This is a genomic window from Streptomyces sp. NPDC088116 (assembly GCF_044741745.1).
Classification (GTDB): domain Bacteria; phylum Actinomycetota; class Actinomycetes; order Streptomycetales; family Streptomycetaceae; genus Streptomyces.
Map to the genome: position 1 here is coordinate 1,048,426 of NZ_JBIUTF010000003.1, position 25,546 is coordinate 1,073,971.

At 68.9% G+C, this 25,546-nt stretch carries 20 protein-coding genes and 4 pseudogenes; 13 read left to right on the forward strand and 11 right to left on the reverse strand.

What is annotated here, in order from left to right; genetic code table 11:
* Positions 1–306: 306 nt before the first annotated feature.
* Positions 307–2,175, reverse strand: coding sequence for a polymer-forming cytoskeletal protein (locus tag ACIOJD_RS16845; RefSeq protein ID WP_401913763.1), 1,869 nt, complete (start codon positions 2,173–2,175; stop codon positions 307–309).
* Between the two features lie 968 nt (positions 2,176–3,143).
* On the opposite strand from ACIOJD_RS16845, the gene ACIOJD_RS16850 reads away from it, so the two are divergent.
* The 3 genes from ACIOJD_RS16850 to ACIOJD_RS16860 all read left to right on the forward strand — a co-directional run bounded on the left by ACIOJD_RS16850 (position 3,144) and on the right by ACIOJD_RS16860 (position 5,558).
* Positions 3,144–4,448, forward strand: a complete 1,305-nt coding sequence (locus ACIOJD_RS16850; RefSeq protein ID WP_401913766.1) for a VanZ family protein — start codon at positions 3,144–3,146, stop codon at positions 4,446–4,448.
* A gap of 238 nt (positions 4,449–4,686) precedes the next feature.
* On the forward strand, positions 4,687–5,082 hold the full coding sequence (locus ACIOJD_RS16855) for a hypothetical protein (RefSeq protein ID WP_401913769.1): 396 nt from the start codon (positions 4,687–4,689) through the stop codon (positions 5,080–5,082).
* A complete protein-coding gene (locus ACIOJD_RS16860) occupies positions 5,079–5,558 on the forward strand; it encodes a RidA family protein (RefSeq protein ID WP_401913772.1) in 480 nt (159 codons plus the stop codon). The genes ACIOJD_RS16855 and ACIOJD_RS16860 overlap by 4 nt, the downstream gene beginning before the upstream one ends.
* Positions 5,559–5,776: 218 nt before the next feature.
* Here the strand turns inward: ACIOJD_RS16860 and ACIOJD_RS16865 are convergent.
* The 3 genes and pseudogenes from ACIOJD_RS16865 to ACIOJD_RS16875 form a co-directional block, all read right to left on the reverse strand.
* Positions 5,777–6,404, reverse strand: a pseudogene (locus tag ACIOJD_RS16865) (nucleotidyltransferase); the annotation flags it as partial.
* 196 nt (positions 6,405–6,600) lie between these two features.
* On the reverse strand, positions 6,601–7,251 hold the full coding sequence (locus ACIOJD_RS16870; protein WP_401913774.1) for a hypothetical protein: 651 nt from the start codon (positions 7,249–7,251) through the stop codon (positions 6,601–6,603).
* A 71-nt stretch (positions 7,252–7,322) separates the two neighbouring features.
* The gene (locus ACIOJD_RS16875; protein WP_401913777.1) at positions 7,323–8,237 is read right to left on the reverse strand and encodes an alpha/beta hydrolase; all 915 of its coding nucleotides are present in this window, start codon (positions 8,235–8,237) and stop codon (positions 7,323–7,325) included.
* Between the two features lie 115 nt (positions 8,238–8,352).
* On the opposite strand from ACIOJD_RS16875, the gene ACIOJD_RS16880 reads away from it, so the two are divergent.
* The 9 genes and pseudogenes from ACIOJD_RS16880 to ACIOJD_RS16920 all read left to right on the forward strand — a co-directional run bounded on the left by ACIOJD_RS16880 (position 8,353) and on the right by ACIOJD_RS16920 (position 15,290).
* Positions 8,353–8,769: a MarR family winged helix-turn-helix transcriptional regulator gene (locus ACIOJD_RS16880; RefSeq protein ID WP_401913780.1), complete on the forward strand. Its 417-nt coding sequence runs from the start codon at positions 8,353–8,355 to the stop codon at positions 8,767–8,769.
* Between the two features lie 213 nt (positions 8,770–8,982).
* A pseudogene (locus tag ACIOJD_RS16885) lies at positions 8,983–9,285 on the forward strand (hypothetical protein); the annotation flags it as partial.
* A 578-nt stretch (positions 9,286–9,863) separates the two neighbouring features.
* On the forward strand, positions 9,864–10,304 hold the full coding sequence (locus tag ACIOJD_RS16890) for a VOC family protein (RefSeq protein ID WP_401913783.1): 441 nt from the start codon (positions 9,864–9,866) through the stop codon (positions 10,302–10,304).
* A gap of 272 nt (positions 10,305–10,576) precedes the next feature.
* Positions 10,577–11,164: a hypothetical protein gene (locus ACIOJD_RS16895; protein ID WP_401913785.1), complete on the forward strand. Its 588-nt coding sequence runs from the start codon at positions 10,577–10,579 to the stop codon at positions 11,162–11,164.
* A gap of 106 nt (positions 11,165–11,270) precedes the next feature.
* Positions 11,271–11,693, forward strand: a complete 423-nt coding sequence (locus ACIOJD_RS16900; protein ID WP_401913788.1) for a transposase — start codon at positions 11,271–11,273, stop codon at positions 11,691–11,693.
* A 640-nt stretch (positions 11,694–12,333) separates the two neighbouring features.
* On the forward strand, positions 12,334–12,939 hold the full coding sequence (locus ACIOJD_RS16905) for a hypothetical protein (RefSeq protein WP_401913791.1): 606 nt from the start codon (positions 12,334–12,336) through the stop codon (positions 12,937–12,939).
* 59 nt (positions 12,940–12,998) lie between these two features.
* Positions 12,999–13,928, forward strand: coding sequence for an ADP-ribosylglycohydrolase family protein (locus tag ACIOJD_RS16910; protein WP_401913793.1), 930 nt, complete (start codon positions 12,999–13,001; stop codon positions 13,926–13,928).
* 174 nt (positions 13,929–14,102) lie between these two features.
* Positions 14,103–14,444, forward strand: a complete 342-nt coding sequence (locus ACIOJD_RS16915) for a hypothetical protein (protein ID WP_401913796.1) — start codon at positions 14,103–14,105, stop codon at positions 14,442–14,444.
* 231 nt (positions 14,445–14,675) lie between these two features.
* The gene (locus ACIOJD_RS16920; RefSeq protein WP_401913799.1) at positions 14,676–15,290 is read left to right on the forward strand and encodes a GPP34 family phosphoprotein; all 615 of its coding nucleotides are present in this window, start codon (positions 14,676–14,678) and stop codon (positions 15,288–15,290) included.
* 303 nt (positions 15,291–15,593) lie between these two features.
* Here ACIOJD_RS16920 and ACIOJD_RS16925 read toward each other — a convergent pair whose 3' ends face one another.
* The 5 genes from ACIOJD_RS16925 to uppS all read right to left on the reverse strand — a co-directional run bounded on the left by ACIOJD_RS16925 (position 15,594) and on the right by uppS (position 21,458).
* On the reverse strand, positions 15,594–17,330 hold the full coding sequence (locus tag ACIOJD_RS16925) for an Imm49 family immunity protein (protein WP_401913941.1): 1,737 nt from the start codon (positions 17,328–17,330) through the stop codon (positions 15,594–15,596).
* A gap of 652 nt (positions 17,331–17,982) precedes the next feature.
* On the reverse strand, positions 17,983–18,822 hold the full coding sequence (locus ACIOJD_RS16930; RefSeq protein ID WP_401913802.1) for a hypothetical protein: 840 nt from the start codon (positions 18,820–18,822) through the stop codon (positions 17,983–17,985).
* Positions 18,823–18,964: 142 nt separating this feature from the next.
* A complete protein-coding gene (locus tag ACIOJD_RS16935) occupies positions 18,965–19,306 on the reverse strand; it encodes a CU044_2847 family protein (protein ID WP_401913804.1) in 342 nt (113 codons plus the stop codon).
* A gap of 5 nt (positions 19,307–19,311) precedes the next feature.
* Positions 19,312–20,775, reverse strand: coding sequence for an oxygenase MpaB family protein (locus ACIOJD_RS16940; protein WP_401913807.1), 1,464 nt, complete (start codon positions 20,773–20,775; stop codon positions 19,312–19,314).
* On the reverse strand, positions 20,772–21,458 hold the full coding sequence (gene uppS, locus ACIOJD_RS16945) for a polyprenyl diphosphate synthase (RefSeq protein WP_401913944.1): 687 nt from the start codon (positions 21,456–21,458) through the stop codon (positions 20,772–20,774). The genes ACIOJD_RS16940 and uppS overlap by 4 nt, the downstream gene beginning before the upstream one ends.
* Positions 21,459–21,864: 406 nt before the next feature.
* Between uppS and ACIOJD_RS16950 the strand changes: the two are divergent.
* Positions 21,865–22,420 (forward strand): annotated as a pseudogene (locus ACIOJD_RS16950) (dipeptidase); the annotation flags it as partial.
* A 233-nt stretch (positions 22,421–22,653) separates the two neighbouring features.
* Here the strand turns inward: ACIOJD_RS16950 and ACIOJD_RS16955 are convergent.
* Both ACIOJD_RS16955 and ACIOJD_RS16960 read right to left on the reverse strand, forming a co-directional pair.
* The gene (locus tag ACIOJD_RS16955) at positions 22,654–23,244 is read right to left on the reverse strand and encodes a dihydrofolate reductase family protein (RefSeq protein ID WP_401913810.1); all 591 of its coding nucleotides are present in this window, start codon (positions 23,242–23,244) and stop codon (positions 22,654–22,656) included.
* 317 nt (positions 23,245–23,561) lie between these two features.
* Positions 23,562–24,652 (reverse strand): annotated as a pseudogene (locus tag ACIOJD_RS16960) (IS701 family transposase).
* Positions 24,653–25,546 lie beyond the last annotated feature (894 nt).

A 25,546-nucleotide genomic window follows, 5' to 3' on the forward strand; every position in this document is an offset into this window, starting at 1 on the left:
TCCGCGGCCCGCGTGACGTCCAACGCTGGCTACAAGGCCCGCCCTCGACCGACAGCCGCCGAGGAAGCCTCTCGTGATCCCCCACAGCCGCCCCGTGATCAACGAATCCGACCGCGCCCAGCAGACCGGTGTCCCATCGCCACCAAGGCACCCTCCGCAATCCCCGGCGGGCGCACGACGACAGCTACGGCGCCTCGCCGCGTTGTCGGAACGTCCACATACATCCAGTGTGCGGACGCCCCTCCGCCTTGCGATGCACTGCATCTGACGCCGCACGCTGATCCACCAGGGATTACGGGACAGCCCTTAGCTGTCGGAGCGGAATGCGCCGTGGACGCGCAGGTTGCCCTGGATCGCCACCTGGTCGTCGTTGACGTGCATGAGCCAGTCAGTCCCGTTGCGGACCGACAAGTGCCCGTTGGCGTTCACCTTCCCGATGAACAGCGAGTCCTCCTGGACGCGCAGGCCGCCGTTGACCGATATCTGGCCGTCTTTGGTGTGCATGAGCCAGTCGCCGCCGTTGCGGACTGACAGGTGCCCGTCGGCGTTCACCTTCCCCTCGAACTGCGACTCCCCGTGCACGACGAGTTTGAACTGGTTGTCCTCGGTGGTGAGCTTGCCCCTGACTGTCAGGTCGCCCGCGTGGACCGCACCCCCGACCACCAGATTCCGCATCGGCCGCAGATCGCCGTTGACGGTGAGGTCACCTCCGGCGACGACGTTCCCGGCGGCGTTCACCTCGCCCTCGGCGTCCAGTCGGCCGTGGACGACCAGGCGGGGCGGACCGTCCTGCGTCTCCAGCACGTTGTCGATCGTCAGGCCGCCCTGGAGGGTGAGGCGTTCTTCGACCTGGGCCCGGCGGGTGACCAGGTCGTCCAGGTCTGCCTTGGCGGCTGCGACGGTTCCCCACTGATGGTTTCCGGCGCCTTGGTACACGTTCAGCCCGGCGGATGGGAAGGCGATCCATCCGTCGTCGGCTGTGCGGCCCTGCACCCACGCGGTGTTGATGCCGTTCATATCCGCCCTGTCGCCGGCGACGGTGCCCCACGCCTGCTTTCCGTCCTTGCGCACGTTCACGCCGGACTGCGGGAACTCGGCCCAGCCCTTGCCGCCGTCGCGGTCGCCGACCCACGGGGTGTTCACGCCGTTCGCGGCGCTGACCTTGTCAGCCGTGACGGTACCCAAGTCGCTTCCCGCGCCATGACCGACCGTGATCCCGGTGGGCGGGAACTGGATCCAGCCGGCGTCCTCGCCGCGGCCTTGCACCGACTCGGTGATGACGCTGTCGACGTCGGCCTTGGCGGCCGTGATGGTGCCAGGCGCGTTGGAGTCGTTGTGGATCTGTGCGCCTTGTGCGGTGAAGGTGATCCGCCCCTTGTCCGTGGTGCCCTCGGCCCACGGGGTGTGGAGTCCGTTGGTGGCGGTGACGCTCTCGAACTCGGGGCTGCGCAGATGGACGGTGGTGGTGAGGATGTACTCCGGCGGCTGCTGCTGCGGTGACGAGGCGGCTGTCAGGGTGTAGGTGGCGTCCCGTATCGGCTCCTCGCCCGCCGCCGGGGTCCACTCCCAGCCGGTCCCGACCCTGTGCGGGGCGTTTTTTGAGGGGCCGTCCGGTCCATGGACCTGATAGGTGAAGGTGTCGGATCCCTCCCACCGCAGGACGACGCTCTTGCCCGCGGCCACCAGAGACTGCTTCGGACGGAAGTTGCGCGGCGCCTTGGGAGCCTGCTTCAGCAGGCTCAGCATCACGGGGGAGTCCTGCTTCCACGGACCATTCCACACCGTCTCTGTCACCTGCAGCAGGACCGGCCCCGGCGTGCTGGAGACCGGGAAGCCCTCCAGCGCCAGGATCATGGAACCGCTCGCCTTGAGGTACGTGGTGGGCTGGGGGGTCACGGTGAAGACACCTGTCGTGGCGTCCCAGTTGGTCAGCGGCTCTTCCCCCGGCTTCCTCGCCTTGTCCGGCAGGACCCGAGCCGTGATCGCCTTCGGATCGGACGTCAGGGCATCCTCCTGTTGCCCGAAGGGCACACGTACCGTGAGGGAAACCCAGGCCATGTCCTGGTCCTTCGGGTTGGAGACGACGATGTAAACCGCTCCCTTGGACGTTCCGCCCGCTTCCGACACCTGGAGCGGAGCCGGGTCGGTGAGGATGCTGTAAACAAGAAAAGCCACCGCTGAAACCCCCCTGGATTCTGCTGCGCGTGCGCGCCCGTCTTCACGAGCCAGGTCCTGTCCCGTCGATCTTGTCGGATCAGCCCGGGGCGGGGGGGGGGGGGGGGGGGGCGGGGCGCCCCCCCCCCCCCCCCCCCCCGGGCCCGGCAAAGATCGGCCGGACAGGACCTGGTCCTCGTATGGTCCATACCGCTGTCCCGCCGGACAACCCATGAACCGCGATGCGCCGTAACCGGCGCGAACCAGACTTAAACTGGCTGAAATAGGGATTACCGACGTTCCGGTGCAAGCCCGTCAGAGCGAGGCCGGTCGCGAGCACCCATCGACTCCGCCGGCTCGAAGAAGCCCCCGCAGCAGGTGGATCCCCGCACCATCAATCCCGCGGGATTTCCTGTGCGCCGGCTGCGCCCGGATTTCCCGCACAGGCCCGGGGCACTCGAACGGAGACACCGTAACCCCGACGGAACCGGGCGTCCGACACCCGAAGATCGCGCAGCGGGTACTGGTACCTGCTCGTCACTTTGCACCGCACCCCGCTGCCCTGACATGCCCCCTGGCGGTCGCTGGGCGGGCGGGTGTCCGTCCAGAGGATGACGCCGCGCCCGGGATGGTACTTCCGGCGGGTCCGGGTTCGGTCCCTGCGGGTGAGGGGCGGGCTGACCTTTGCATTCGAGAATGATGTCGAATCGTCCGCCGAGGCGCGGCTACTGCGAGCTGCCGCCCTGGGCGTGTCGCGTCGAAGGGGTTCACGGCCGGCCGGCTGCACTTCCGTGACGCATCGACCACTTCCTCGCCAACTGGCCGGAGACTGCTGTGAGAACCACCACCGGGTACCCGCTGACGAAGAGCTGTCTGTGCGCCGCGGCGCGTGAGACGGTGACCGTGTTCGGCGAGGGGCCTCCCGCCGCGCCGGCCGGCCGCGGCCGCTCGCTCGCCCCCGTAGGGCGGCTGATTGCGGCACGGTCGGCATGACGGACGCATACCTGCTGCCGATCCGTACGGCCGCGCTGCTCTTTCCCGTGCTGGCTCTCCTGATGTTCGTGCCGACGGCGATCGTCCTCTACCGGCGGCACGGCGTGATGACCCGCTGGCGGGTGCTGTCGCTGTACGGCGGTGTGTACTGCGCGCTGACCGCCTTCTGTATGACGATCGTGCCGCTGCCGAAGTCGTCAGTGAACGTCTGCAAGGCGTTTCCAACCTTCGCCGAACCCCAGCTCACACCGGGTGTCGCATTCTCCGACATCTGGAAGGAGGCACACCACCGCGTCACCCTCGACGCGTTGATCCTGCACAACTCGGCCTTCTGGCAGACCGTGTTCAACCTGATCCTGCTGCTGCCGCTCGGGGCGCTCGTACGGATCCACTTCCGCCGCGGCCTCAGCGCGGCCACGGCGGCCGGGTGTGCGGGATCGCTGTTCTTCGAACTGACCCAGTACAGCGGGTTGTGGGGCCTCTACGAGTGCCCCTACCGCCTCTTCGCCGTCGACGATCTCATCGTCAATACGGCGGGTGCCGCCTTGGGATGGGTGGTAGCCGGGCCTCTGGTACGGGTGCTGCCTGCCCTGGACGCCCTGGACGACCGCGCATTGGCCGTCGGCCGGGTGCCCATCGGTCGCCGCTTGGTCGCGCTGCTGGTGGATGTGACAGGTGTCCAGCTGCTGATCGGTGTTGTCGCCGGAATCTCAGCGGTTGTGCCCGAAGCGGGGGCGGTGCTCTGGGTGCCGCCGGCCGTCTTCGCACTGTGGTTTGTCGTCATCCCGTGGCGGACCGGCGCGACGCCGGGCAAGCACCTGCTGCTGCTGCGGCTGGCCACGGCGGAGGGCGGACGCCCGAGCCTCGCCCAATTCGCACTTCGCGCCGTGGTGCTCAGTCCCCCACTGGTAGTCATCGGGGGAGCGGCCCCTTCTGCTGCGGTCGCGGGACTCACCGTCGGTCCGGTCCTTGTCGACCGCTCCGGCTCACCTACCAACACCTCCGCGCTGCTCGAGATGACGGGCGTGATGGGCTACCGGGCGGTGTCCTACGTCCTGACGACCAGCACGGGGATCGTCCTGCTGTTCCTCCTGGCCGGCTGCCTGACCCTGATCGGTGCCTATGCGAGGGCCGTCTGCCGTCACCCTTCAGGGCTGGGGCCGCACGAAACCCTCTCCGGTGTACAGAACCACGCCCGTACCCACACGCGGGCACGGACCCGACCGGACACACCTGGCTCGCCCGATGCGCCCGACATGGCCCCGCCGGCCGCAGCGGAGGACGCCCACACAAGCAGGTGACCCTCTCGCGCCTTTGCCCGTACGCCTCCGACGCGGGACGTGTCTGTACGCTCCCGCCCTTGCTCGCAATCCTCAGCCGGTCCGGGCAGCGGGTGGGCCGTTGCGAGGCTGTAGCCAGTCCGTCGCGGAGCAACCCTCGCCGCCGTTTCCAGACAGCATCCCGGGTTGACTTTTGGTCGCTGACCAATTTCACTGAACATGCAACTTGGTCAGTGACCAACATGGGAGGTGGGGAAAGATGACCGGAGTCAAGGCGCTGATCTCCGGCGCCGGGGCCGCAGGCATGGCGCTCACGCACGGGCCGGCGCGGTACGGAGCACAGGTCAGGGTCGTCGAGCCGGCTTCGGCGCGCCGCGCCGACGGGCAGCTGATCGACCTCCGCGGCTGCGGGTGCGACGTGGTCGCCCAGGCGGGCCTGAGTGAGGCCGGTGGGCCGGGGCGGAGGGGGACGTCGTCGCCGGGCTGCGGGCGCACGAGGAGCGGCTGCGGTCGTGGATCACCCAAATCCAGCGGATCGGGCAGGGCGACGGCGGGAGCGCTGCCGCTCGGCGAGCTGCCGCCGGCCGACCAGATCCGGCTGCCGATCGGCCTCACGCTGCCCGACTGCGCCCCCTACGAGAGGACACGACCGTGATCGAGCATGTCGACCCGCCCGCGCTGGCCCCTCCGTTCGGCGAGCTCTACCACCATCTCGCGATCGTCCGCTCGGGAGCCGTCGTCGCGATCGCAGGACAGATCGCCCTGGACACCGAGGGCAGACTCGTCGGCGAAGGCGATCACGCCGCCCAGGCCGAGCAGGCGTTCCGTAACGTCGCCGCCGCACTGACTGCGGTCGGTTGCGGCCCACGTGACCTGTTGAAGAACACCATCCACGTCGTGGGGCACCGCCCCGAACTGGTCGAGCCGATCTTCGCGGCGGGCCGACGGGCCTTCGGCGGCGACTGGCCCCGTACGGCCAGCACGCTCATCGGCGTCCAGGCACTCGGACGGCCCGAATGGCTCATCGAGGTCGACGGTCTGGCCGTCATCCCCGCGAACTCCCCGACCACTCAGCGCAGTTGGGGAGCGCCTACACCAACCGGCACCGAGGAACACGGGAGCACGATTTGATGGCCGCGAAGACAGGGTTCATCACCGGCGCGTCCAAGGCCCGCTGTGGGGCACGAAGGCCGCGCTGACGCCCGGCGGGCGGCCTCACGGGCAGCGCGTGCGGGGGCCGAGTCGGTCCCGGTGAAGCGGTGCCCGCGTAGTGCCAGGCCGATGGCCTGCGTGGCAATGCCTCAGTCCAACGGATCGAACGCGCAGGCCACAGGCTCACGAGCCACTCCGTTGAGGTCGCTGGTCCAGCCGCCCCAGCGGGGCATGATCAGGGTGAATCCTGTGCGCACGATGCGGCGGGCGACGGTGCGGCTGAGGGTGCGGCGGTCGGTGTCCGTGGTGGTTTCGGCGGCTCGGGTGCGCCAGCGTTTCGTGCGAGGGCGAGGTCGCCGTTCGTTTCGCGGGCGAGCTGGGTGGTGGGGTGGTAGCGGGGGGGAGTTGTTCGGCGAGGTCGGGGCCGAGCAGCGGGGTGCACAGGCAGGCGATGAAGAATCCGGCGTCGTGGCGTTCGAGGTCGCTGAGCAGAGCGCGCGTGCTGGTCAGCAGGACCCCGGCGCCGTCGATCTGGGGGAACGCTTGGTCGAGTGCGGTCTCGATCGCTGTGGCGTCGGCGCGGTCGCCTTCGGTGGGCTCGTGGTGGAGGGCGAGTTGGAGGTCGAGGTCGGAGACTGCGGGGATGGCGGTGCCGCGCGGGATGCTGCCGTAGATGTAGGCGCTGTGCAGCCGGGCGCTGTCGAATGTCTCGGCGATCTGAGTGCGGGCGGCGTCGACGACGGGGGTGAACGCTGCCGGTACTCGGTCCACCAGTGCGCCTTCGCGTGCGATCGTTCCGTCGTGGGCCGGCCCTTGTTCACTCATGAGGCCACTGTGCCTGCTGCCGCCGTGTGTTGCCGAGCCGGCTTCCGAGGTGAGGACTGGCGACGGCCTACCGGTGCTGTCGAGGAAGTCGCGTACGGCGGGCACGTTCTGGCGCGCGGTGAGTCCGGTCTTCAGGCCGGTAACGAATCCGTGTGAGGAGACGACCCCAGCCGAGGACCCTCACGGCCTGGCCGTCTCAGTTCTCGGGCGTAGTCCCGGCGTTTGCCTCTGCGGCCAGCTCCCGTACCGCGGCCGGCAGTTCCTCGTCGTGTGCCAGCCGGGCCAGCGCCTCGTGGCTGCCCGGTACTTCGGGGGTGAGACGGAGCAGCCATACGGCCTGTTCCGCGGCCATGCCCCGGCGCGCGTACCGTTCCGCGAGGTCGATCGCCCAGGGGGCGAGTGCCGTGGTGTCGTCGACCATCAGGCCGCACCAGCGCATGACCTCTTGCGCGATCCAGGCGCGGATGCGGCGGGTCCAGCGGGCCGTGAAGTCCGTGGTGTCCAGCCCCGTCCGCGCGCACCGCGCCTCGGCCTCGGCCATCCGCTCCCGGGTCACGTCGCGCGCGTACGGCATGAGGGCCCGCAGCACGCATCGGGCCTCGACCCAGTCGGGCAGGGCCTCCCCCTCGCAGAGGTCCTTCGCGCGGACCTCGGGAGGCGGCTCCGGCGCGGCGAGGGGTCCCTCCGGGAGGCAGGCCTCCAGTACCGCGCGGGCGAGCGCGAGGTTCTCCGGGCTCTCCGCGGTATTAGGCGGCCAGCCGAAGCCGGTGGCCCAGGAGTACGGGACGGCCCGCACCGCCCCGGGGAGCAGCGGCGCCTCGCCGTTCCCGCCGTCGGTCGTCGTCACGACACCCTCCATCGAACTCCTGGGATCCTTGTCCAGTGCCGTGACCGCATAGGTTCACCGGGTTGGATGGTTTACAGGTGGTTGAAGTAAAAGTTGACGAGCCGGTCGACGGCGGCGTCGACGTACTCGGGCTCGTCGTACATCTCGTAGTGGCCGGCGCCGTCGATCACCATGAGGTCGACCGGGTTGGGTGCCAGCTTCCACAACTGCATGCCGGACTCGTAGGAGCCGGTGTTGCCGGTGCGTCCGGCGAGGATGACCTGTAGCGGTTGGGTCATGAGCTGGTCGACCAGGTGATACGCGTCGTAGCCCAGCAATAGCGAGTCGCCGCGCGAGAGGCGGCGGTTCGTGGAGTGTTCGTTCCTGCCCCGCTCGGTGCGGTAGTAGGTGATTGCCTGGGTCGTGTCGATATCGGTCAGCCCGGCTGCTGTGGCTTCCTCCAGGGTGTCGGGCAGCCAGTTCACGCGGGCCGGCTCGCCGGAGCGGGCCTCTTCGATGCGCGCGTCGGCCATGGTGTCGAGCGCGGCCGCCGCGCCGTCCGGCTGGAACCCGCGGAACGAGGTGCCCATGTTGCCGGGGACGACCGTGCCGACCGCCTTGATGCGGTGGTCCGTGCGGGCGGTGTGCACGGCGTAGCCTCCGCCGGCGCAGATGCCGAGGACGCCGATGCGTTCCGGGGCGATGCCGGGGGTCGTGGTGAGCGCGTCGATCGCGTAGGAGATGTCTTCGCCGCGGCGGTAGGGGTCTTCGAGGTCGCGGGGCTCTCCGCCGCTCTGACCTTGATGGGCGGGGTCGAACACGAGCGCCGCGATGCCGCCGGTGGCGAGGCGGGATGCGTAGGTGGCGCCGATCTGTTCCTTCACGCTGCTGCCGGGCGTGGAGAGCACCACGGCGCGCAGTGGCGACGCTTTGTCGGTGCTGTCGGGCAGGTAGAGGTCGGCTGCGAGATCGACCGGTCCGCGCGGGATCGTGATGTGCTGAAGCATCTGATGGCGCCTTTCGCGTAGGCATTTGTTCCATAACTGTCCAGTACGAAATGCCCTCTGGTACAGTTTGGAACTAATTCAGAACTGTACCACCTGGGCGGATGGAGGAGCTTGCGTGGCGGTTGACGGGGCGCAGCTGTGGACGCTGAACCAGCGTCTGCTGAGCGTCGTGATGGATGCCTGCAGCGCTGAACTGGCCGAGCTTGGGCTGGAGACGAAGGAGTTCTTCGTGCTGGCCGAGGCGGCCGCTTCGCCGTACCCTGCCGAACTCGCGGCGGCGCTGATGATCCCGAAAGCGAGCGTGACGGTCTACGTCCGCAACCTCGTCGCAAAGGGGTTCCTGCGGCGCGAGATCGACGACGAGGACCTGCGGCGGCATCGGCTCATCCTGACTGCCGAGGGCGAGGCGGCGCGGGACCGCGCACTCTCGGCGCTCGCGGCGGAATTCGACCGCAGGCTGGCGAGGATTACCCCGCAGGACCGCACCGATCTGCAGCGCATCCTTCTTGAGATGCTCAAGTCGCCAAAATGAGGCCACGGTGACGGGCGGTTGGCCTTCCCCGGCGAATGACTTACCCGCTGGCGCGCCCGCCTCAGCGGACGCCCTTCTCGCTTCGGATGCGAGCGCGTTCCCTCCCCTCACCCAGTTCGACTCCATCCTCACCGCGGCCGCGCCCGAACTCGCCGGGCACGCCCAGGCCGTGAAGTTCGGCGCGGACTCGACGTCGCCGCGGTCTTCCCTCAACTGGGCCCATTGGCGAGCCCGGCGCTCCGGTTGCATCCCCGCCCTGGTTCTCCGTCGCCGTACGGCAGTTCGGTCGGAGGGCCGCTGCTGTGGCCTGCCAGAGAGTCGTGGCCGTACTGCGACAAGTGGCACGAAAGTCCGCCCGCACCCCTGCTGCCCGTCGCCCAGCTGTACGCACGTGACGTACCCCTGCTGCGACTGCCCGGACGGACCGATCTGCTCCAGGTGCTGTGGTGTCCCTTCGAGCGCTCGCCGGAATACAAGCCTCCGACCGCGCTGTTCTGGCGAACCGCTGCCGACGTCATCCGATGCCAATCACCTGCAGCTCTACGTCTGCCCGGAGTTCCATTCGCACACCGACCTGATCCAATAACCCGTTGCTGGAGTCCTCCGCGACACCATGTACATCACGGAGTAGGGCCCGCTCGGCCAGGCGTCACCGTGTCCCTGTCACGGTAAGTGCCTGGCGCTCACGCCTGTGCATTACGACCCACCGGCCGCCTCTCCGCAGCAGCAACTGCCGTCGCTGCTGCCGCATCCCGTGCACCCGATGGGCTGGTACGACACCGAGCAGAAGCACTCGCAGCACGTGCCGCACCGCGCACACTCGAGCGCCAGGAGCACGAGCTCAACGCGGGAGAACGGCACACCCCCTGCACTCCGGATCCGTGCCTGACGCTGTCGAGGATCTTGGAATCCGAAGGTGCTTATCATGATGGGCATGCCGAGTAAGTTTGTCCGTTTTCCGTGCTCGGAGGGCCGGTGCGCTGGCTGGTGGTTTGGCGGAGAGCGCGTCGTCGACGTCGAGAACGTGCCACCGGCTCCGTCCCAGGGACATCAGCGGCCACCACCGGCCGTACGAGTAAGAAGGAGAAACCAGCATGGCGATTCAGCGGATGGACAACGTCGGCATCGTCGTCGAGGACATGGATGCCGCCATCGCGTTCTTCGTGGAACTCGGTATGGAGCTGGAGGGCAGGGCGGAGGTCGAGGGCCTCTTCGCGGACCAGTGCACCGGACTCGACGGCGTCCGCTGTGACATCGCGATGGTCCGGACCCCGGACGGTCACAGCCGGCTCGAGCTGGCGAAGTACCGCAGTCCCGCGGCGATCAGCGCCGGACCGCGCAACCGGCCGCACAACACTCTGGGCACGCACCGCGTCATGTTCGCCGTCGACGACATCGAGGACACCGTTGCCCGCTTGCGCCCTCATGGCGCCGAACTCGTCGGCGAGATCGCCCGGTTCGAGGACAGCTATCTGCTCTGCTACCTCCGCGGCCCGGAGGGCATCATCGTCGGACTGGCCGAGCAACTGCGCTGAGAGTGCGGGCTCCCCGGTCTTGCTGGTCCCGCTGGCGAAAGTGCACACGTGCCCGGTGCGAGGCGCAGAGATGCGGCTCCTGGAATCCGGGTCAGGACTTCGAGGTCCAGACGCCGTGTGATGCCTACTGGCCGCCGCCGTAGCCGGTGACGTCAGCACGCCCGCGGATCAGGGCGAGGCGTATCGACGGGTGCCGTGGGTGACGCCACCCGCCCCCCACGGTGGCGAAGGGCGTCTACGGTGAGCTGCGGGGCGGCGGATAGCCTGCGGGCATGGCGATGACGGGGAAGCGACGGGTCCTGTACCGGCAGGGCAGCGGATTCTGGCGGATGACGGCGAAGTGGGTTCTGGTCTTCGGGGTCCTGTACCTGCTGGACGGCGGGCTGCTCCGGTCATGGGGCGACGCTCTGGTCTGGCCGATGATCGGGATCCTGCTGTGGGTGCCGCTCGGTATCGGCGTCGTCTGGTACCCGAAGAAGGACCAGCGCGTCGAGCTGACGGCGCGTGAACTGCGGGTGCGGCGCAAGCGGCTGCCGATGGAGAAGGTGAACCTGCTGCACGTGGCGCGGCTGTGGCTGGAGGGGCAGTCAACCGCGGACGACCAGCCGGTGCTGGAATGGACACGGTTCGACCGGGTGGTGTGGGTGCCACTGCGGGACGGCCGGGCGTTCGGCGTGGAGTTCCGCGACCCGGCCGCGTTCGCCAAGGTTTTCGGCGCCTTCGCGGTCGCGGCGTGCGGTGGGCCCGACATCGTCCGCGCGAGGGCCGCAGCGGAGACCTACCCGGATCCGCTCCCGATGCGGCCCCGCCCCGCCGACGACGCAGGCTCCAGGCTGGACCTCCTGGACATCTTCAACTGACAGCCGGAAACGCTGGGCGAGGTGAGCCGCCGGTGGTCGACACCGCCGTCCCTCGTGCGCTACGTCGACGTAGGTTTTCTCCCCGGACGACCGCGGCCAGTGCCTGGTGAAGAGCGCCTCACCCGCGCCGACGCCCGGAGAGTGTCTTTCCTGCCCCGCGAACTCCTCCGACATCCAGTTCGAGTCCCGGACCGAGCAGCAGCCCCAGGAATGGCTCTCGCGCTCCTCATTACGGGCCGCCATCGAGGGCACCATCAACGAGTTCGTCAACGGCCACAGCCTGCGGCAGTGCCGCTACCGCAGCGAAGAGAAGGCCCACGTCCAGCACATCCTTACCGCCATCGTGGTCAACCTCGAACGCATCGGCGCCCGCCTGCCGCCAGCTCCATTCCGGCAGCCCCGGAACCCAACTGCCCCCAGGGCTTCCTTGACCGGCAGTACATCCGCCGGCCCCGGTCCTGGCGCGTCGCCACCCGCCCTGCTGGCTGACCTGATCGTTCTCAGGTTGTCGGTCGCTTTGCGTAAGTGATCGGGGAACGGTCGTGCGACCGTTCATCGAGTGGAAGACTCGCCGGCTACTCGGCGGCCGCCCGGCAGGCGGTCACCGCAGTTCTGCCAGTCAGGCTGGACACGCAATCCTCCAGGTCACCGGTCTATCCGACGTAACAGGACGCTCGGACGGCGTCCGAGGCTTCGCCACCGTTACGTCGTGGGCCAGGGACTCGGGCCAGTCCTCCTCGCCTTTCCCGAGCGCCAACCAGGACGGTACGCGGGAACGCACGGTTCATCTGAGGTGTTTTTCACTCGAGGAAGGCAGCCGCTCGGCAGGCCTCTCGGATGATCAACTGCGGCGGCCCACTGTCCGTAAAGCCAGAACGGCGATTCAGAACCCGAGGATGGGGCGGGACGCTTCGTCATACCGCCTCGACTCAGTGCCGCCAGAGCCGCGTAAGGCGCTGTGACACCCGCTCGGCGGAAATGCGTGACTGCCGGCCTGTACCACCCGGACATCGAGGTCGTACGGCGGGCGTCGACGACGAGCGTGCTTTGACCGTCACCGCTTTGGTGATTCTGGTAGTGCCGCCCCCTGGACTGCGGCATCGTCGTCTCCGGCGCCCCGGATCCGGGGCGCGTTCGGCACAGGTGAAGCGGTTGGAAGGGCGGGTGCCATGGGTGAGCGGGAGACCTGGACGACGGAGGAGTTCGGTGCATCGCACGAGGGCGCGGTCGGTGTGCTCCTGGCCGACGGCACCGTTCCGGACCCCGTCTTCCTGGCAATGAGTTCCGGTGGGGGCGGACGATCGGTCTCGCAGTGGAGCTTCTACGACGGGCGCCTGGCGCACGGACCTCGGGCGGCCGCGCTGCGCGCGGTGTGTTCCTGTGGCTGGACCGGCACAGAGCACCGACTCGACTGGGACGAGATCGGCGAACAGAAACTGCTCGACGCGGGTTTGGCAGCGCCGGACGCATGCTGCCAGGAGTGGGATGAGCACACCGATCAGGTAGAGATGTCCGCCATTCCTCTGCCGGAGACATTCACCGCTCTCCTGGCCCAGGTGGAAGAAGAGATCGGGAAGCTCGCGAAGACCTCACCGCTGGCAGCGCTGCGAGCAGCCCGCCGACTGGAGGTAACCGCCGTGGAGACCGGCTACTGGCCGGCCCACGATGCCCGGCAGGACGCGACCACCGAACAGGCAGCCGCCGCCCTCGGGCTGGATCAGAACGCGGCACGGAGGCTGGTGGCCCGCTTCGGCCGCTGGAGCCCTTACCGCTGAACACCTTTCCAGCTGGAATACACCGGAGGCCTACTACGCGGCACGGATAGCCTGCGTGAATGAAGCGGATTCAGCGGACCGCCGGTGTGATCGTCGGTTCAGCGGTGGGTGATGCGCTGGGAGGCCCGTTTGAGTTCGGCCCCCAGGGGGCGTTCTCCGCGCGGTTCCCCGTGCCTGGTGGCGGCGGTGAGATGAGCGGAGGCGGTGGCTGGGACCCGGGCGAGGCCACCGACGATACGCAGATGGCCGTGCTGGTCGCGGAGTCCCTGCTCGAGCGGGGCGGACTGGACCTGCCGGACGTCTTCGCCCGGTTCCGGCGATGGGCCGCCTCGGACCCCAAGGACATCGGCTTGCAGACCGAAGACGTCCTGACCAACGGCATGCCCTGGGACCTCGCCGCCGCAACCCATTTCCAGGTCAACCAGCGAGCTGCGGGAAACGGCTCCTTGATGCGGGCCGCGACCTCCGCGGTCTACTTCGCGTCTGCCGGCCGAGAGGCCACCATGGACGCGGCGCGCCGCATCGCCGCCCTCACCCACGGCGACCGTGCCGCCTGGGAAGGCACCGCCATCTTCCACGAACTCATCCGCGTCACGCTCGAAGACACCGACCCCCTCACCGCGCTCCCGGACATCCTGGCCCTCATCCACCCCGACCACCGTGGCCGTTACGCCATAGTTCTCGCGCCTGACTGGCATCCCGATCAGGCGACCGAGTTCAACGGTGCCGTCTGGCCCTGTCTGGGCTCCGCCGTCTGGGCCCTGCGCACCACCACCAGCTTCCAAGACGCGATACGCGCGGCCATCGACCTCGGCGGTGACACGGATACCGTCGCCGCGGTCACCGGAGGCATAGCGGGCGCTTACTACGGACTGGACACGATCCCCGCCCGCTGGACCCAGCCACTCCACGTGCCCCTCCCCGGATTCGACGGACGGGTGCTGCACCTGCCAGACCTGCTCCACCTCGCACACCGCCTCGGAGACTGAACCGGTCCTGGACCAGCACCGGATCATGCCCACAAAGTGTCGCCTCTCGACAGTCCAGCAGCCCACTCTGGGCCGAAACTGGAACCGGCTACTCACGAATGAGGACCTGCACCCCAGCTGGATCTGAGTAACCTGGCGGCTGTGCGGCGCCGGCCGCCCGTATGGGATGAGGACATGAACGCATCAACTTCCGTGTCCGCTCGCCCGGTGCAGTCCCCGTCGCCGAGGGACCGCACCCGGTTGTGGGCCTCCGTGGCCGCCTTCCTGTTCGTGCCGGCGGCCGTGGCGACCGGCATCCTGACGCTGGCCTCGGAGCGGGCCTCCCGGTGCCTGACCTACGGCGAGCAGTGCGCCCCGGGACTGCCCGGCTGGCTGTTCGAGTGGAGCGCCGGCCTCGGTGCGGTGGCGCTCCTCGTCGCACTGGTGGCGCCGGCCGTGCGGGTGCGCCAGGCGGCGCTCGCCGTCCAGGTTCTCGCCGAGGCCGCCGCCTTGGTGGTCATCCTCAGCCACGCGTGATCCTTTAAGGAGCGGGCGTGAGCGCGTCCAGAACAGCGGGGACCCGCCGGTTCAGCGAGGACCCGCCGTTCTGCGGCGTCGGCAGAAAGTCCCGCCGCCGTGCGCAAGGGCTTCGGCCACGCGGGCGGGGCGATACTGATCGTGAGAGTCACCCCGCCGCCGGGCCGGCCTCGGACGCGGGCCCGGTTGGTGGGGACGCACCTTTGTCGATGTCTCCGAGGGGAGCCGATCATGACCACGGCGAAAGACCTGTTCATCATCGCCATGGACCTGAAGCATTCCGTGGGACAGGGCGATCTGTCCCTCGCACTCGCGGGGGCAGAGCTGATCGATCTCATCGGTGCGGGGGCGGTCGCCGTGGACGGCGACCGCATCGTGCCGGGTGGACAGCCGACGCTGGACGATCGGTTCATGGGCGAGGCTGCGGCAGGGCTCACTCGGCAGGCGCCCTACGAGCGGATCGAGGACTGGCTGTGGCGCCGGGGCCGAGACCTCTCGGCCGCGTACCAGGCCGCCCTGGAGGAGAACGGTGAGCTGAAGCCGCAGCGAAGCGGCCGGTTGTCCTTCGGCTCGGAACGCGTGGAACCGGTCGATACGCCCGCGCGCCGCCGTGCGGCCGACCGCTGGAAAGAGAAGGAACCCGTCCTGGCCGCCCTCGCCTCGGTCGTGGGCATCGACGACGAACGATCCGACGACGAACGATCCGACGACGAGCCCGGCCTCGATGACGAGGCGGTGACGACCGTGCTGGCCGCTGTCCACGACGCCGTGATGGAGCTGGAGGCCGTACGCCAGAGGCGGACCATCGAGAACGCGGCCTTCGCCAACCTCTGGCGCGGACCGTGAGCCGAGCCCGCCTTCGAGGGCGCGGTCGAGTCCCACGGTGACGGTGAGCGGTCGCAGGGCCGTCGGGCGGTGCCTACGGCATGTCCGTGGACCAGTTCCGGTCATGCGCGCGCGGCCTGCCCCTGGAAACTCGGTGTGCGTCCGGCCCACAGCCTGACTGGTGGTGTCTCATGAGACACCACCAGGTCCGGAGAGTGACGGCTACCGCACCCTGGTCTTCGCCCGCCCGCCGCCGAACACCCAGTCCAGGCGTGGCACGGACTCAGGGGCCGGCGCTTTCGTGCGGGCGGCCGGATACGCCTTTTAGAGGGGTTCGGCGGCCCGCAGGAGGTCCTGCGGAAGGTAGGGGGATTCGACGCGGATCGCCCAGCCGCGGCGACGGGCGTGGCACGCCAGGGCGAGGATGTCGAGGTTGACGGAAGCGTCCGGATCGTCGGCGCGGTCGGCGACCCGGTAGTAATCGCGGTGCGCTTCGAGCGCGTCGGCCAGGGCCAGGTTGAAGCTCTCCTCGTCGCCCTCCACCAGTTGCGACAGCAGCACGGCCGGCGGCATGGCGAAGCCCCAGTCCTTGGCCCTCTCCGCCTGCTCCAACGCCCGCTGCGCGGCCGCTTCGGGATCGGCGCACTTCAGGTAGGCGTGGAGGGCTTCGCGGTACGCGCTGAAGGCGGAGCCGTCCGGGCCGGCGAAGGCGGGGCCGGTGAGGATGAGGGGGGCGAGGTCCTCACGTGCGCCGGTGATCAGGGCGAAGGCGACGGCCCGCTGCCAGTTGCCGGCGCCGATCTCCCTGCCCCGGTCGGCCGGGTAGCAGAGCATGCGTCCGTCGACGCTCACCTCGGCCCGGGTGCCCGGTTCCGCGAGGCCGATGTGGAACAAGGCCGCCCCCATCTGGGAGGCCAGCCTGAGGGTCGCGCGCTGTGTGTCGGTGACACTGCCGGGGTTCCCCGCCCGCCACTTGAAGAGACGCTCCTGATCACCCATGGCTCTGCCGAGCCGCCAGACGGCGGGAGGTTCTCCGCCGACAGAGGTGAACGCCTCCTGGAGGGATTCCTCGTACAGGGCCGTGACCCGCGTGTCCACGGTCCGCTCGCAGGGCGGCCGTTCCACCACCAGCAAGCCCGCGGCGAGCGCGGCGACCGCGTCCGGCCGCCGGTTCCGGCCGAATGCCGAGACACGGGGACCTCGCGTCTCGAAGCCGGTGACCAGCGCGTGCGGCAGGTACTCGGTGTGGACGGCGGGCGCCCAGCCCAGAGACCGGTAGGCGAACGCGGAAAGGGCGATGGGGACGAGCGGCAGAAGAGTCTTGGGGGAGGCCGCGGGGCCGTGCGCGGCAACGTACCCGACCAGGAGGTCGGCCAGCGCGGCGTCGAAGGCTTCCCGGTCTTCGGCGGCCAGAGCGCGCAACGTGCGCAGCGCGGCGCTGTCCGGGCGGTCCAGGACGGGCTCGCCGCTCTCCTGGGCGCGGATACGGACGCGGTCCAGGGCCGCGTCGACGGCGGTGAGCTTGGCCTGCGCGCTCGGCGGGTACTCCTCTTCGTCGCCAGTGTCGTCCAGGACCACGGCCGCCAGCCCCGTGGCGAGTTCCCCGGCGGGCGTGCCCTGCGCGTGCGCGACGAACTTCCCCCGGGCGAAGAGGAAGGCATCGCCGTGGAACCTGGCCTTGTCCCTGAGGACCGTCATGCAGAGCGCGTCGATCCATTTCCCGGGCGTGACGCTCTCCGCGGGGGCGTCCTCGCCCGGGTCGTAGCTCATGCCGAAGTTCACGTAGTTCAGGAAGACCTGGAAGCTGCGGTGCGGGTGGTACGCCGCGTAGGCGACGGCGCCGGCCGCGGCCTCCGAGGCGTCCTTCAGCGCCGCCTGGGCCTCCGCCGTCGCGAGGTCGGGTGTCTCGACGGAGAGCGCCCCCAGGTAGTCGAGGAACTCCTCGGCGATGTATTGCCACTCGTAGGTGGTCATACGTCCGGCCTTCGACATGGACCGCACCCGGCCTCCGATGCGGTGGGTGAAGTCCTCACGCGCCGCTGACACGGCGGCCCCGTCCACCTGGTGACGCTCTATTCGCACTGCCGAACTCCTTGATCGAATCTCCACGACAGCCTAGGCGCAAGGTCTGACAGGCCGGCGGCTGCCGGGCACTCGGTCGTGGTCGGGCCATGGGGCATGCCTCTTTACACACGGGCGTGACGGGGTTACGGACTGTCGTGTACCGCTCGCAAACCTGACGGAGGGCAGCGCGCCGCGCGCCCGCCGTTCGTACGGTCGGATCGGCTCACTCCGCTGGGATGGGGCTGGCGGGCAGGGTGATGGGCAGGAGAGGCGGCGGACCATCTGATGGTTGTCGGTCAGGGAGTGTGTTCTGAATCCGGCGGCGAAAGAGGAGTCGGCGGTCTTGAACTCGACCAGCGTCGCGGTGTCCCAGGCCGCCGCGTGCTCGATCACCGCCAGCACTCATCGGCCTGCTCGAGGCCGGTCCCGTCCGGCGATCAGCGTTGGCCGTCCGCGCAGTCGGCCGTGCCGTCGGGGCCGCCCGCGCGACTGGCCGAACTCTTCAGGATCGGTCTTGCCCGATGGGGCACGTGGCCGCGTGTTCCAGAATTCCGGAACGCGCGCGTGCCGTAGGTTCGGTCCCCTGCGCGTTTCCCCGGTTCGGTGCCTCAGCCAGGGATTCGCGGCGGCGTCCCGCTGACGCCCGCGTTCAACCACTGCCCGGGGAGGGGTTTCGCGGTCTCCTGTGCCGGCGTCGTATGAGGTGTGTCGCCAGTGTGGCGGGGACCACGGTGAAGGCGAGAGCGGCCAGCCAGAGGCTCTCGCTGAGCCAGTACGCGCCGATGCCGAAGATCGCGGCGAGAACGCCCAACATCCAGTCCAGTGTGTTGGACCGTGCGGCCCTCCGGCCGGACGGCCGATGGCTCGGGGTGGCGGGGAACTGCTCCCGCAGTGCGACGGTCGGCCATCCGTCGCCGGCACCGGCCAGCAGCCAGGTCGGGTCCATGTGCTGCCATCGCTCGAAATCGGCGATCAGCCCGTCGATCGGCCCACCCGGGGCGGTGGTGTGGCCGGTGTCGATACGGGTCAGGTCGGCCAAGGTCTCAGTGAACAGCAGGCGCATGTCACCTTCACCGTCATGGGCCAACGCCTCCGTCCGCAGCAGCACGTACGGACCGAACCGGGTGTCGACGAGTGCGGCGAACGCGTCGAAGACGGGCGAGAATCCCGGGCCGACCCGGCTGGTCAGAGCGGGTTGCCGGGCGCGCAGGCGCGACAGCGCAGTCTGCTGGTCGACCACCAGGTACGGGTAGGTGGCCTCGCCCCACTGGCTCAGTAGCTCCGTGTGCTCGTCGGTGCCGGTGTCCTGGGTGTCGGCGATCCTCGCTTCCAGGAGGTCTCCGGGGCCGAACATCGCCCACCACAGCAGCGGCGGCCAGTTCTTGGCCTCCAGTTCGGCCGCCCCGTCGAAGAAACCGGCCCATTCACCCGCCGACCCGTCCGGCATGCGAGGTTGTCGGGCACTGTCCAGATAGACGCGAAGACTCATGAGCGGTTCCCCCACTTTCCCTTGCGGATGCCCCGGCACCGGGCGGCCACGGAGCATCCGCCGGACCTCAGCACACAGTAGGGACCGAGAGCACAGCAGCCCAACCCCACAATCCACTGAAACAGTCCTAGCCCGTGGCCGCTCAGGCAGTGATGACGCAACCTTCGTCCCAGTGCCACCACTCACGGCGGCTCCAGCTGAGACTCACAGTGAAATTGGTCGCGGTCGCCGTGCTGGCGATGACGACGTCCGCCCCCGCAGACAGCGAGATCCCGAACTCCAGGGCCATCTCGTCAGGCGGCACGGCGAGTTCCCGGAACCTTCCGACGAAGTACTCCGCCACCGGCCGTACGGTGTCCAGCATCTTCCCGAGCGACCGCCCAGCGCGGGCGACCGAGCCACCGCGGCCCACCCGGATCGCCGACTCGTCCACTTCACGGATCTGAATCCGGATGACCTCTTCAGTGCCCTCGTCCAACGGCACTTCGCTTAGGCGTCGGTGAGGAGGGGGTCGTACGGGGTGCCCGTGCGACGGCCCGCCATGAAGGAGAGGAAGTCGCCCACGAAGGCGCTCCGGCCGTAGGCGCCGTGCATGGTGGTGAGGTCGTGGTGGAAGGCGGTGCGGAAGAGGGTTCGGTATTCGTCCGCGTCGATGCTCCCGTTGCGGTCCTTGTCGGTGGCGTCGAAGAGGACCTCGGCGACGCGGATGAGCGCGGGTCCGGCGAGAGAGGGGACGCCGGTGGCGTACTCCTCGGCGCTGACGCGGCCGTCGCCGTCCGTGTCGAGGGCGGCCTGGAGCTCGCGCCACCAGGCGGCGAAGGCGTCGTAGAGCCGGGTCTCCTGGGGTTCGTCCAGGTCGAGGCGGGTGGAGAGTTCGCGTGCCATGGCGGCGAGGTCGGGCCAGTCGAGGTGGCCGTCGCCGGTCTGGTCCAGCACTCGGAGGAAGAACTCCTGCGCCGGGCGTCGGTTCTCTTCTGTGCTCGCCGAGGGTGCCGGGTCGGGGTAGGTATTGGCGCTCAGTGGTGTGAGGAGGCGGAGCAGGGCCGATGCCTGCTTCATACGGGCGCGCAGGGCGGTTACGGTGCGGGCGCGGGGGTCGTCGCTGTCGGGCGGGAGTGAGAGGGCTTCGATAATGCTTTCGGCGTTGATCCAGCCCTCGGGCAGGAATCGGGCGAGCCCGGCGGCGTGGTAGGCGCCCTGCATGAGGGCTGGCGCGCCAGGCATCTCGGGCAGGCCGGCCCGGCGCCGGTAGGACTCGGGGAGCGAGGCGACGGTGATCGCGCCGAGGAGCGGACCGGCCACGGCGCGGCCGGCCGCCCACAGCGTCGGCGCGCCGTCGAGCAGCGCGGGGGCGGGCAGGTGGTCGAAGAGCCGGTAGAGGATGACGCGGGCCGCCTCGGTGTTCTCCAGCTCGTTTTCGACGACCCGGTCGAAGTATCGCCAGAAGTCGTTCAGGTCCTCGGGGAGTTCCGCGGCGTCGCCGTCGAGCGCGGCGAGGAACGCGCGGTACTCGGCGTACATCCGCTCCATCGTGTCCTGGCCGAGCGGCTGGCCACTCAGCCGGCACATGGTGACGGCGCTCTCGAAGAGGGTGGCGACCACCCAGGCGCGGGTGGCGCGGTCCATAGCGTCGTAGGCGCGGCCGCGGGGGTCGGAGCCGCTCATGCGGGCGTGCAGCCGGTTGAGTCGGGCGGCCTCCCGTTCGCGTACCGCTGGGTCGGTGCCGAACATGCGCCGCATGCTGAGGAAGGTGTTGCGCAGCCGGCGCCAGGGGTGGGCGACGAAGGTCGAGTTGTCGACGAGGGCGGCGCCGATCTGTGGGTGAGCGGCCTCCAGTACGGTGGCGCGGATTATGGCCAGGGCCCAGCGCGGGTCGTCGAAGAAGGCGCTGAACTGCGATTTCGGGCCGAACAGAGATGCCTCGTCGGCTGTTTGCGTGGTGTCGGTGGTCATGACGGGTCTCCGTTCGTCCGGGCGGGTATGCCGCCGAAGCGGCGGTCACGGCGCCGGTAGGTGTGCAGGCAGGCGAGGAAGTCGGGAGCCCGGAAGTCCGGCCAGAGCACTTCGGGGAAGACCCACTCGGCGTAGGCGACCTGCCAGAGCATGAAGTTGGAGATGCGCTGTTCACCGGAGGTGCGGATGGCCAGGTCTACGTCGGGAGTGTCGGGGAAAGGGAGGTGGTCCGCGAAGAGTTGCTCGGTCAGCTCGTCGGCGGGTGTTCCGCTGCGGATCAGTGACCTTGCGGCCTCGACGATGTCCCGGCGCCCGCCGTGGTCGAAGGCGACGGTGAGTGTCATCCCCTGGTTGTCGGTGGTCAGTGCCGCCAAGTCGTGGAGGTCTCGGGCCAGTTCGCGGGGGATGCGTGGGTCGGTGACGCCGAGGAAACGGCAGCGGATGCCGCGCGCGAGGAGCAGTGGTGCGTGCTTGCGCACGGCCCGGCGCACCAGACGCATCAGGAATTCGACCTCGGTGCCTGGGCGGTTCCAGTTCTCGGTGGAGAAGGCGTACAGGCTGAGCCACTCCACGCCGGAGCCCCGGGCCGCCTCGATGACGTCGATGACGGCGGCCTCCGCGGCCCGGTGGCCTGCGCTGCGGGGAAGTGAACGGCGCTGTGCCCAGCGGCCGTTGCCGTCCATCACGCAGGCCACGTGCCGCGGCCCCGCACGCGCCGCCCCCTCGTCCCGCTGCTGCTCGCCGGGTCCGTCACCGTACTGTCGCCCGTCCTGCCGGTCCTCTGTCACCGCGCGTGCGCGCGGGACGCCATGGTCTGTCACGCCCGGCCCCTGCCTGGAGCGGTATGACCGGTCGTACCGTGCTCGGTCCCGCCCACTCTGCCTCGCTGCTGCTGCCTCGCCCACGCCCCACCGGCGCGTTCCCTCCCGGGAGTCTGACAGCGCGAAATGGCCCTGACCGGCCGGACGAGTGACCGTCACCCTTGACTCGTACGTTCGAATCTGTCCGAGTGCTAGAGCACCGGACTCGCGCGCTTCGCGTAAGCCGAAGCGCCGGAGATGATCGGCGTATGACGGAGATGATCGGCGTATGACGGAGATCGTTCTGATGTCGGATCCGAGGGTTGCCGCCGTGCCGGTGGAGGAGTGCGGAGAGCGCCTGGTGGATGTCCGGGCCGACGGCTCTTTGCTGGTCGATACGCGCAAGGAAGACCAGACGGGAACCTTCGGTCTCATCCGCGAGGGGTTTGTCGACCGTCTCATCAAGGCCCAGGAGTCGCTGCCACGGTGGTTGCGGCTGCTCGTGGTCGAGGGATACCGGCTTCCCTCGGTCCAGCAGCGGTACTTCGTGGAGTATGCCGCCGGGCTCCGGGGCCGCCCACCCGCACTGGCCCTCGGCGCAGATTCGCTCAGCCGCCGGCCGGTACGTGTCACCTCCGGAAATCGCGCCGCACAGCGCTGGGGCGGCCGTCGATCTGCCCCTCGCCGGCGCGGCCGGCCGTGAACTCGACCTGGGCACCCGGATGAACGCGAGTCCGGAGGAGAGCGACGGCGCCTGCTGCACCGCCGCCGGAAATATCAGTGAGCGGGCGCGCGCCCACCGCGAGATTCTGGGGGCGGCTCTGACCGCTGTGGACCTGGTGAACTCGACCAGTACTGCCTGCGCGCCGACACCATCACCGCCTACGTCGACGCCGCCGTCGCCCAGCTCCAGGCTGAGGGCCACGGCCGAACCTGCCTATCGGCAGGAACGGCCCGATCAACTTCCACTCGTCGTCCGCAAGTTCCCTACGCGCCACGCCTGAGATCTCTGCCGGCTGACCTGCCCCGCTGGTGAGTGACGTCCCACACCTTGATCACACCTGGAACGGGCCGGTCTTCAGGCACGGTTGTAGGTGAGGAAAGCCGCCCCGCTGTCCAGGATGGTGTGGTCCGTGAGGTTCCAGACGCGCGGGTCGAAGGCGGCCGTGCGGCCGAAGAGGGGGACGCCGGTGCCGGTGGTCAGCGGGCCCAGTTTGACAATGAGCTGGTCGATCTCGCCGTACAGGGCGCCCGCCAACTTGCCACCGCCGATCAGCCAGATGTCCTTGCCGTCCTCCTGCTTCAGCTCCCGAACCTTCGCCACTGGGTCGCCAGTGACCAACTCCACGGCCGGGTCGGGGCTCTCGACCAGGGTGGTGGAGAACACCAGGTGCCGCAGGTGCGGGTAGGCGTCCGTGATACCGGCGTCCAGGCCGATCTCGTACGACTTGCGTCCCTCAAGGACGGTGTCGAAGTGTGTGCCCTCTGCGGTGATGGACAGTGCCTCCCTGGCCGGGGCGGGCAGGGTCTCGGGGTACTCGGCGGCCAGGTGCCGCACATAGTCATCGGGGACCGGCCAGAAGCCGTCAGGTCCTGTGGGGTTGGCGCCGTCGGGCCCGGCGATGAAACCGTCGAGGGTAACGGCAATGTAGTACACGAGCTTGCGCACGGAGCGTCCCTTGTGGGTCGGCAGGTCGGTCGCCCTCCGACCGGTCGGCCGACGGGTGCCTCAATAATCACCGCGCATCTGAACTGGGACAATACCCGGCTGCGGAGCATCCACGGCTCTGAGCTCTACCGTGACCGGCACTCGGCGGAACGCTGCATCAGCGGGATCCTCCATCCCGCATGATCACGACTGGAGACAGGCCCTGGCAGGGCTTGGTCATGTTGGTGCGGGGTCCGGCATGTCGCGGTGTCAGGTGGGGCAGGTGCTGGTCCAGGTCGCGAGAAGTGTCTTCAGCTCGCGGACGACTCGGTAGAGGCTCAGGCCGAAGCCGTCTCTTTTGGGGATCGGTTCAGTCGCTGCAGGGTGCAGAAGGCGTGGGCGACCGGGACGAGGGTGACGTGGTGGTGCCAGCCTGGCAGGTTCGGCCTTCGAAGTGGGCCAGGCCGAGGGCTTGTTCCATCTCGCGGTAGTCGTTCTCGATGCGCCAGCGGAGCTTCGCGGTGCGCACGAGAACGGGCAGCGGGGTGGTCTCGGGCAGGTTGGAGAGCCAGAACTGCACGGGCTCGTCCTGGTCGGCGGGCCATTCGGCCAGCAGCCGGCGGACCGGAAGCTCGGGGCCTGCTGTGGCCTTGCGGATCTCACGTCCGGCGGGCCGGATCCGCAGGGCCACGAAGCGCGAATACATGCGCTTGAATCCGGTGTTTCCGCTTGCGCGGTGGTTGTGGTCGAGATGCCCACTGCGTAGTCGAGACCGCGTTCTTCCAGGCCGAGCCGGAAGGCGGCGGTGTCCCCGTAGCCGCCGTCGGCGATGTCCTGGGGCACCTCGATGCCCCAGGACCGCGTCTCGTCGATCATGTCGAGGGCCGGCTGCCACTTCTCGACGTGCCCCATCTGGGCAGGAATAGCGCACTTGTCGCGACGGGCCACCTTGGCCGGATCAGCTTTCGGCGAGGCGGGATCCCAGCTCCCAAGCAGGAACAGACGCCAGTTGACCGCCGCCGAGGCGCTGTTGGAAGCCAGGTGCAGCGAAACCCCGGCCTGGCAGTTGGTGACCTTGTCCGCGGTGCCGGTGTACTGCCGGATCACGCACGCCGACGCGTCTCCGTCCTTGAGGAACCCGGTGTCATCGATGACCAGCGCGGTGGGTCTGATGACCGGCTGTATGCGCCAGGCCAGACGGGCCCGCACATGCGCCGCGTCCCACGGGCTGGAGGTGACGAAATGGGCCAGGGCCTGCCGGTTCCCGTCCTCGCCCAGCCGGGCGCCATCGGCTCCACCGACTTGCGCCCGCCCTCCAGCAGCAGGCCCCGCCCCGCCGCCGCTGACCCGCCCGCGCGAACGGCTCGAAGATCTCCGCCGCGAAGTCCTCCAGATCAGACCGGACCGCGGCCAACTCCTCACCCAGCACACTCGATCAACGACACGACCGATCAAGAAGACACGCCGTCACGGACCGCACATGACCAAGCCCTACTAGAAGCTTAAATTCCTTGCCAAGGATGAAGGGAGTCGCTTATTGTCATGCGTGGCGCGGAGTTTCCGTGTCTCGCGTATTCTGGGGGGATCAGTAATTCATGAAGCGTAGATTCGCCTTAACTGGCGCTGTCGCCGCCGGGCTTCTCATGCTGTCGAGTGGAAATGCATGGGCGGGGACGAATATAGTGAACGTATACACTACGGATGACAATTCCGGTGGCGCGGGCTCGTTTGTGGCCAATGGTGATCTAACGCAGGTCTGCGATGCGCAGGCAGACGGGTACTCGGCAGTGGCCTACCTGCGTCGTCATGACGGTCCGCTCTGGAAGACGGTCGTCGCCGCAGGGGTCAACACTTGCGAGTCGGAATCTATAAACATCCCGGAAGGGGAGAGGCTGACGCTCACTGTCTGCTTGAGAAAGGGCGGTGAAGACTCCTTCTGTCGAACTAAGGGTGGCGGAGTCGCTTAGCTTGCTGTCGTGGATTGATGCTCGCGTTTTGTGGAGCGGGGGCGGGTATTCCGTTTTTGTGGTGGTGGGCGGCCATCGACGGGTGGTCTGTGCCCCGGGAGCAGCCTTCGAGAAACTTTTTGAGGATGCCTTGTCGTCGGGTCCCTTCTGCTCCGTCGTCGGCGGTGTGTGCTTGGCTGTCGCCGGTGTACCGCATCGTGCGTGCCGCCGATGACGGTGTACCGCATCGTGCGTGCCGCTGATGACGGTGTACCGCATCGTGCGTACCAGTGCGGGCACGGGCGGTGTCGTTCACTCGTGGCCGCCGCACCGGTGCGCATCGCCGGGGTGTACGGCGTTCCCGGTGTGTACACGCA

Excerpts from the sequence above, each read along its gene's own strand:
- ACIOJD_RS16850 (WP_401913766.1), top strand. The coding sequence starts at position 3,144 with ATGACGGACGCATACCTGCTGCCGATCCGTACGGCCGCGCTGCTCTTT.
- ACIOJD_RS16855 (WP_401913769.1), top strand. The coding sequence starts at position 4,687 with ATGACCGGAGTCAAGGCGCTGATCTCCGGCGCCGGGGCCGCAGGCATG.
- ACIOJD_RS16875 (WP_401913777.1), bottom strand. The coding sequence starts at position 8,237 with ATGCTTCAGCACATCACGATCCCGCGCGGACCGGTCGATCTCGCAGCC.
- ACIOJD_RS16890 (WP_401913783.1), top strand. The coding sequence starts at position 9,864 with ATGGCGATTCAGCGGATGGACAACGTCGGCATCGTCGTCGAGGACATG.
- ACIOJD_RS16895 (WP_401913785.1), top strand. The coding sequence starts at position 10,577 with ATGGCGATGACGGGGAAGCGACGGGTCCTGTACCGGCAGGGCAGCGGA.
- ACIOJD_RS16905 (WP_401913791.1), top strand. The coding sequence starts at position 12,334 with ATGGGTGAGCGGGAGACCTGGACGACGGAGGAGTTCGGTGCATCGCAC.
- ACIOJD_RS16910 (WP_401913793.1), top strand. The coding sequence starts at position 12,999 with ATGAAGCGGATTCAGCGGACCGCCGGTGTGATCGTCGGTTCAGCGGTG.
- ACIOJD_RS16915 (WP_401913796.1), top strand. The coding sequence starts at position 14,103 with ATGAACGCATCAACTTCCGTGTCCGCTCGCCCGGTGCAGTCCCCGTCG.
- ACIOJD_RS16920 (WP_401913799.1), top strand. The coding sequence starts at position 14,676 with ATGACCACGGCGAAAGACCTGTTCATCATCGCCATGGACCTGAAGCAT.
- ACIOJD_RS16930 (WP_401913802.1), bottom strand. The coding sequence starts at position 18,822 with ATGAGTCTTCGCGTCTATCTGGACAGTGCCCGACAACCTCGCATGCCG.
- ACIOJD_RS16940 (WP_401913807.1), bottom strand. The coding sequence starts at position 20,775 with ATGACCACCGACACCACGCAAACAGCCGACGAGGCATCTCTGTTCGGC.
- uppS (WP_401913944.1), bottom strand. The coding sequence starts at position 21,458 with ATGGACGGCAACGGCCGCTGGGCACAGCGCCGTTCACTTCCCCGCAGC.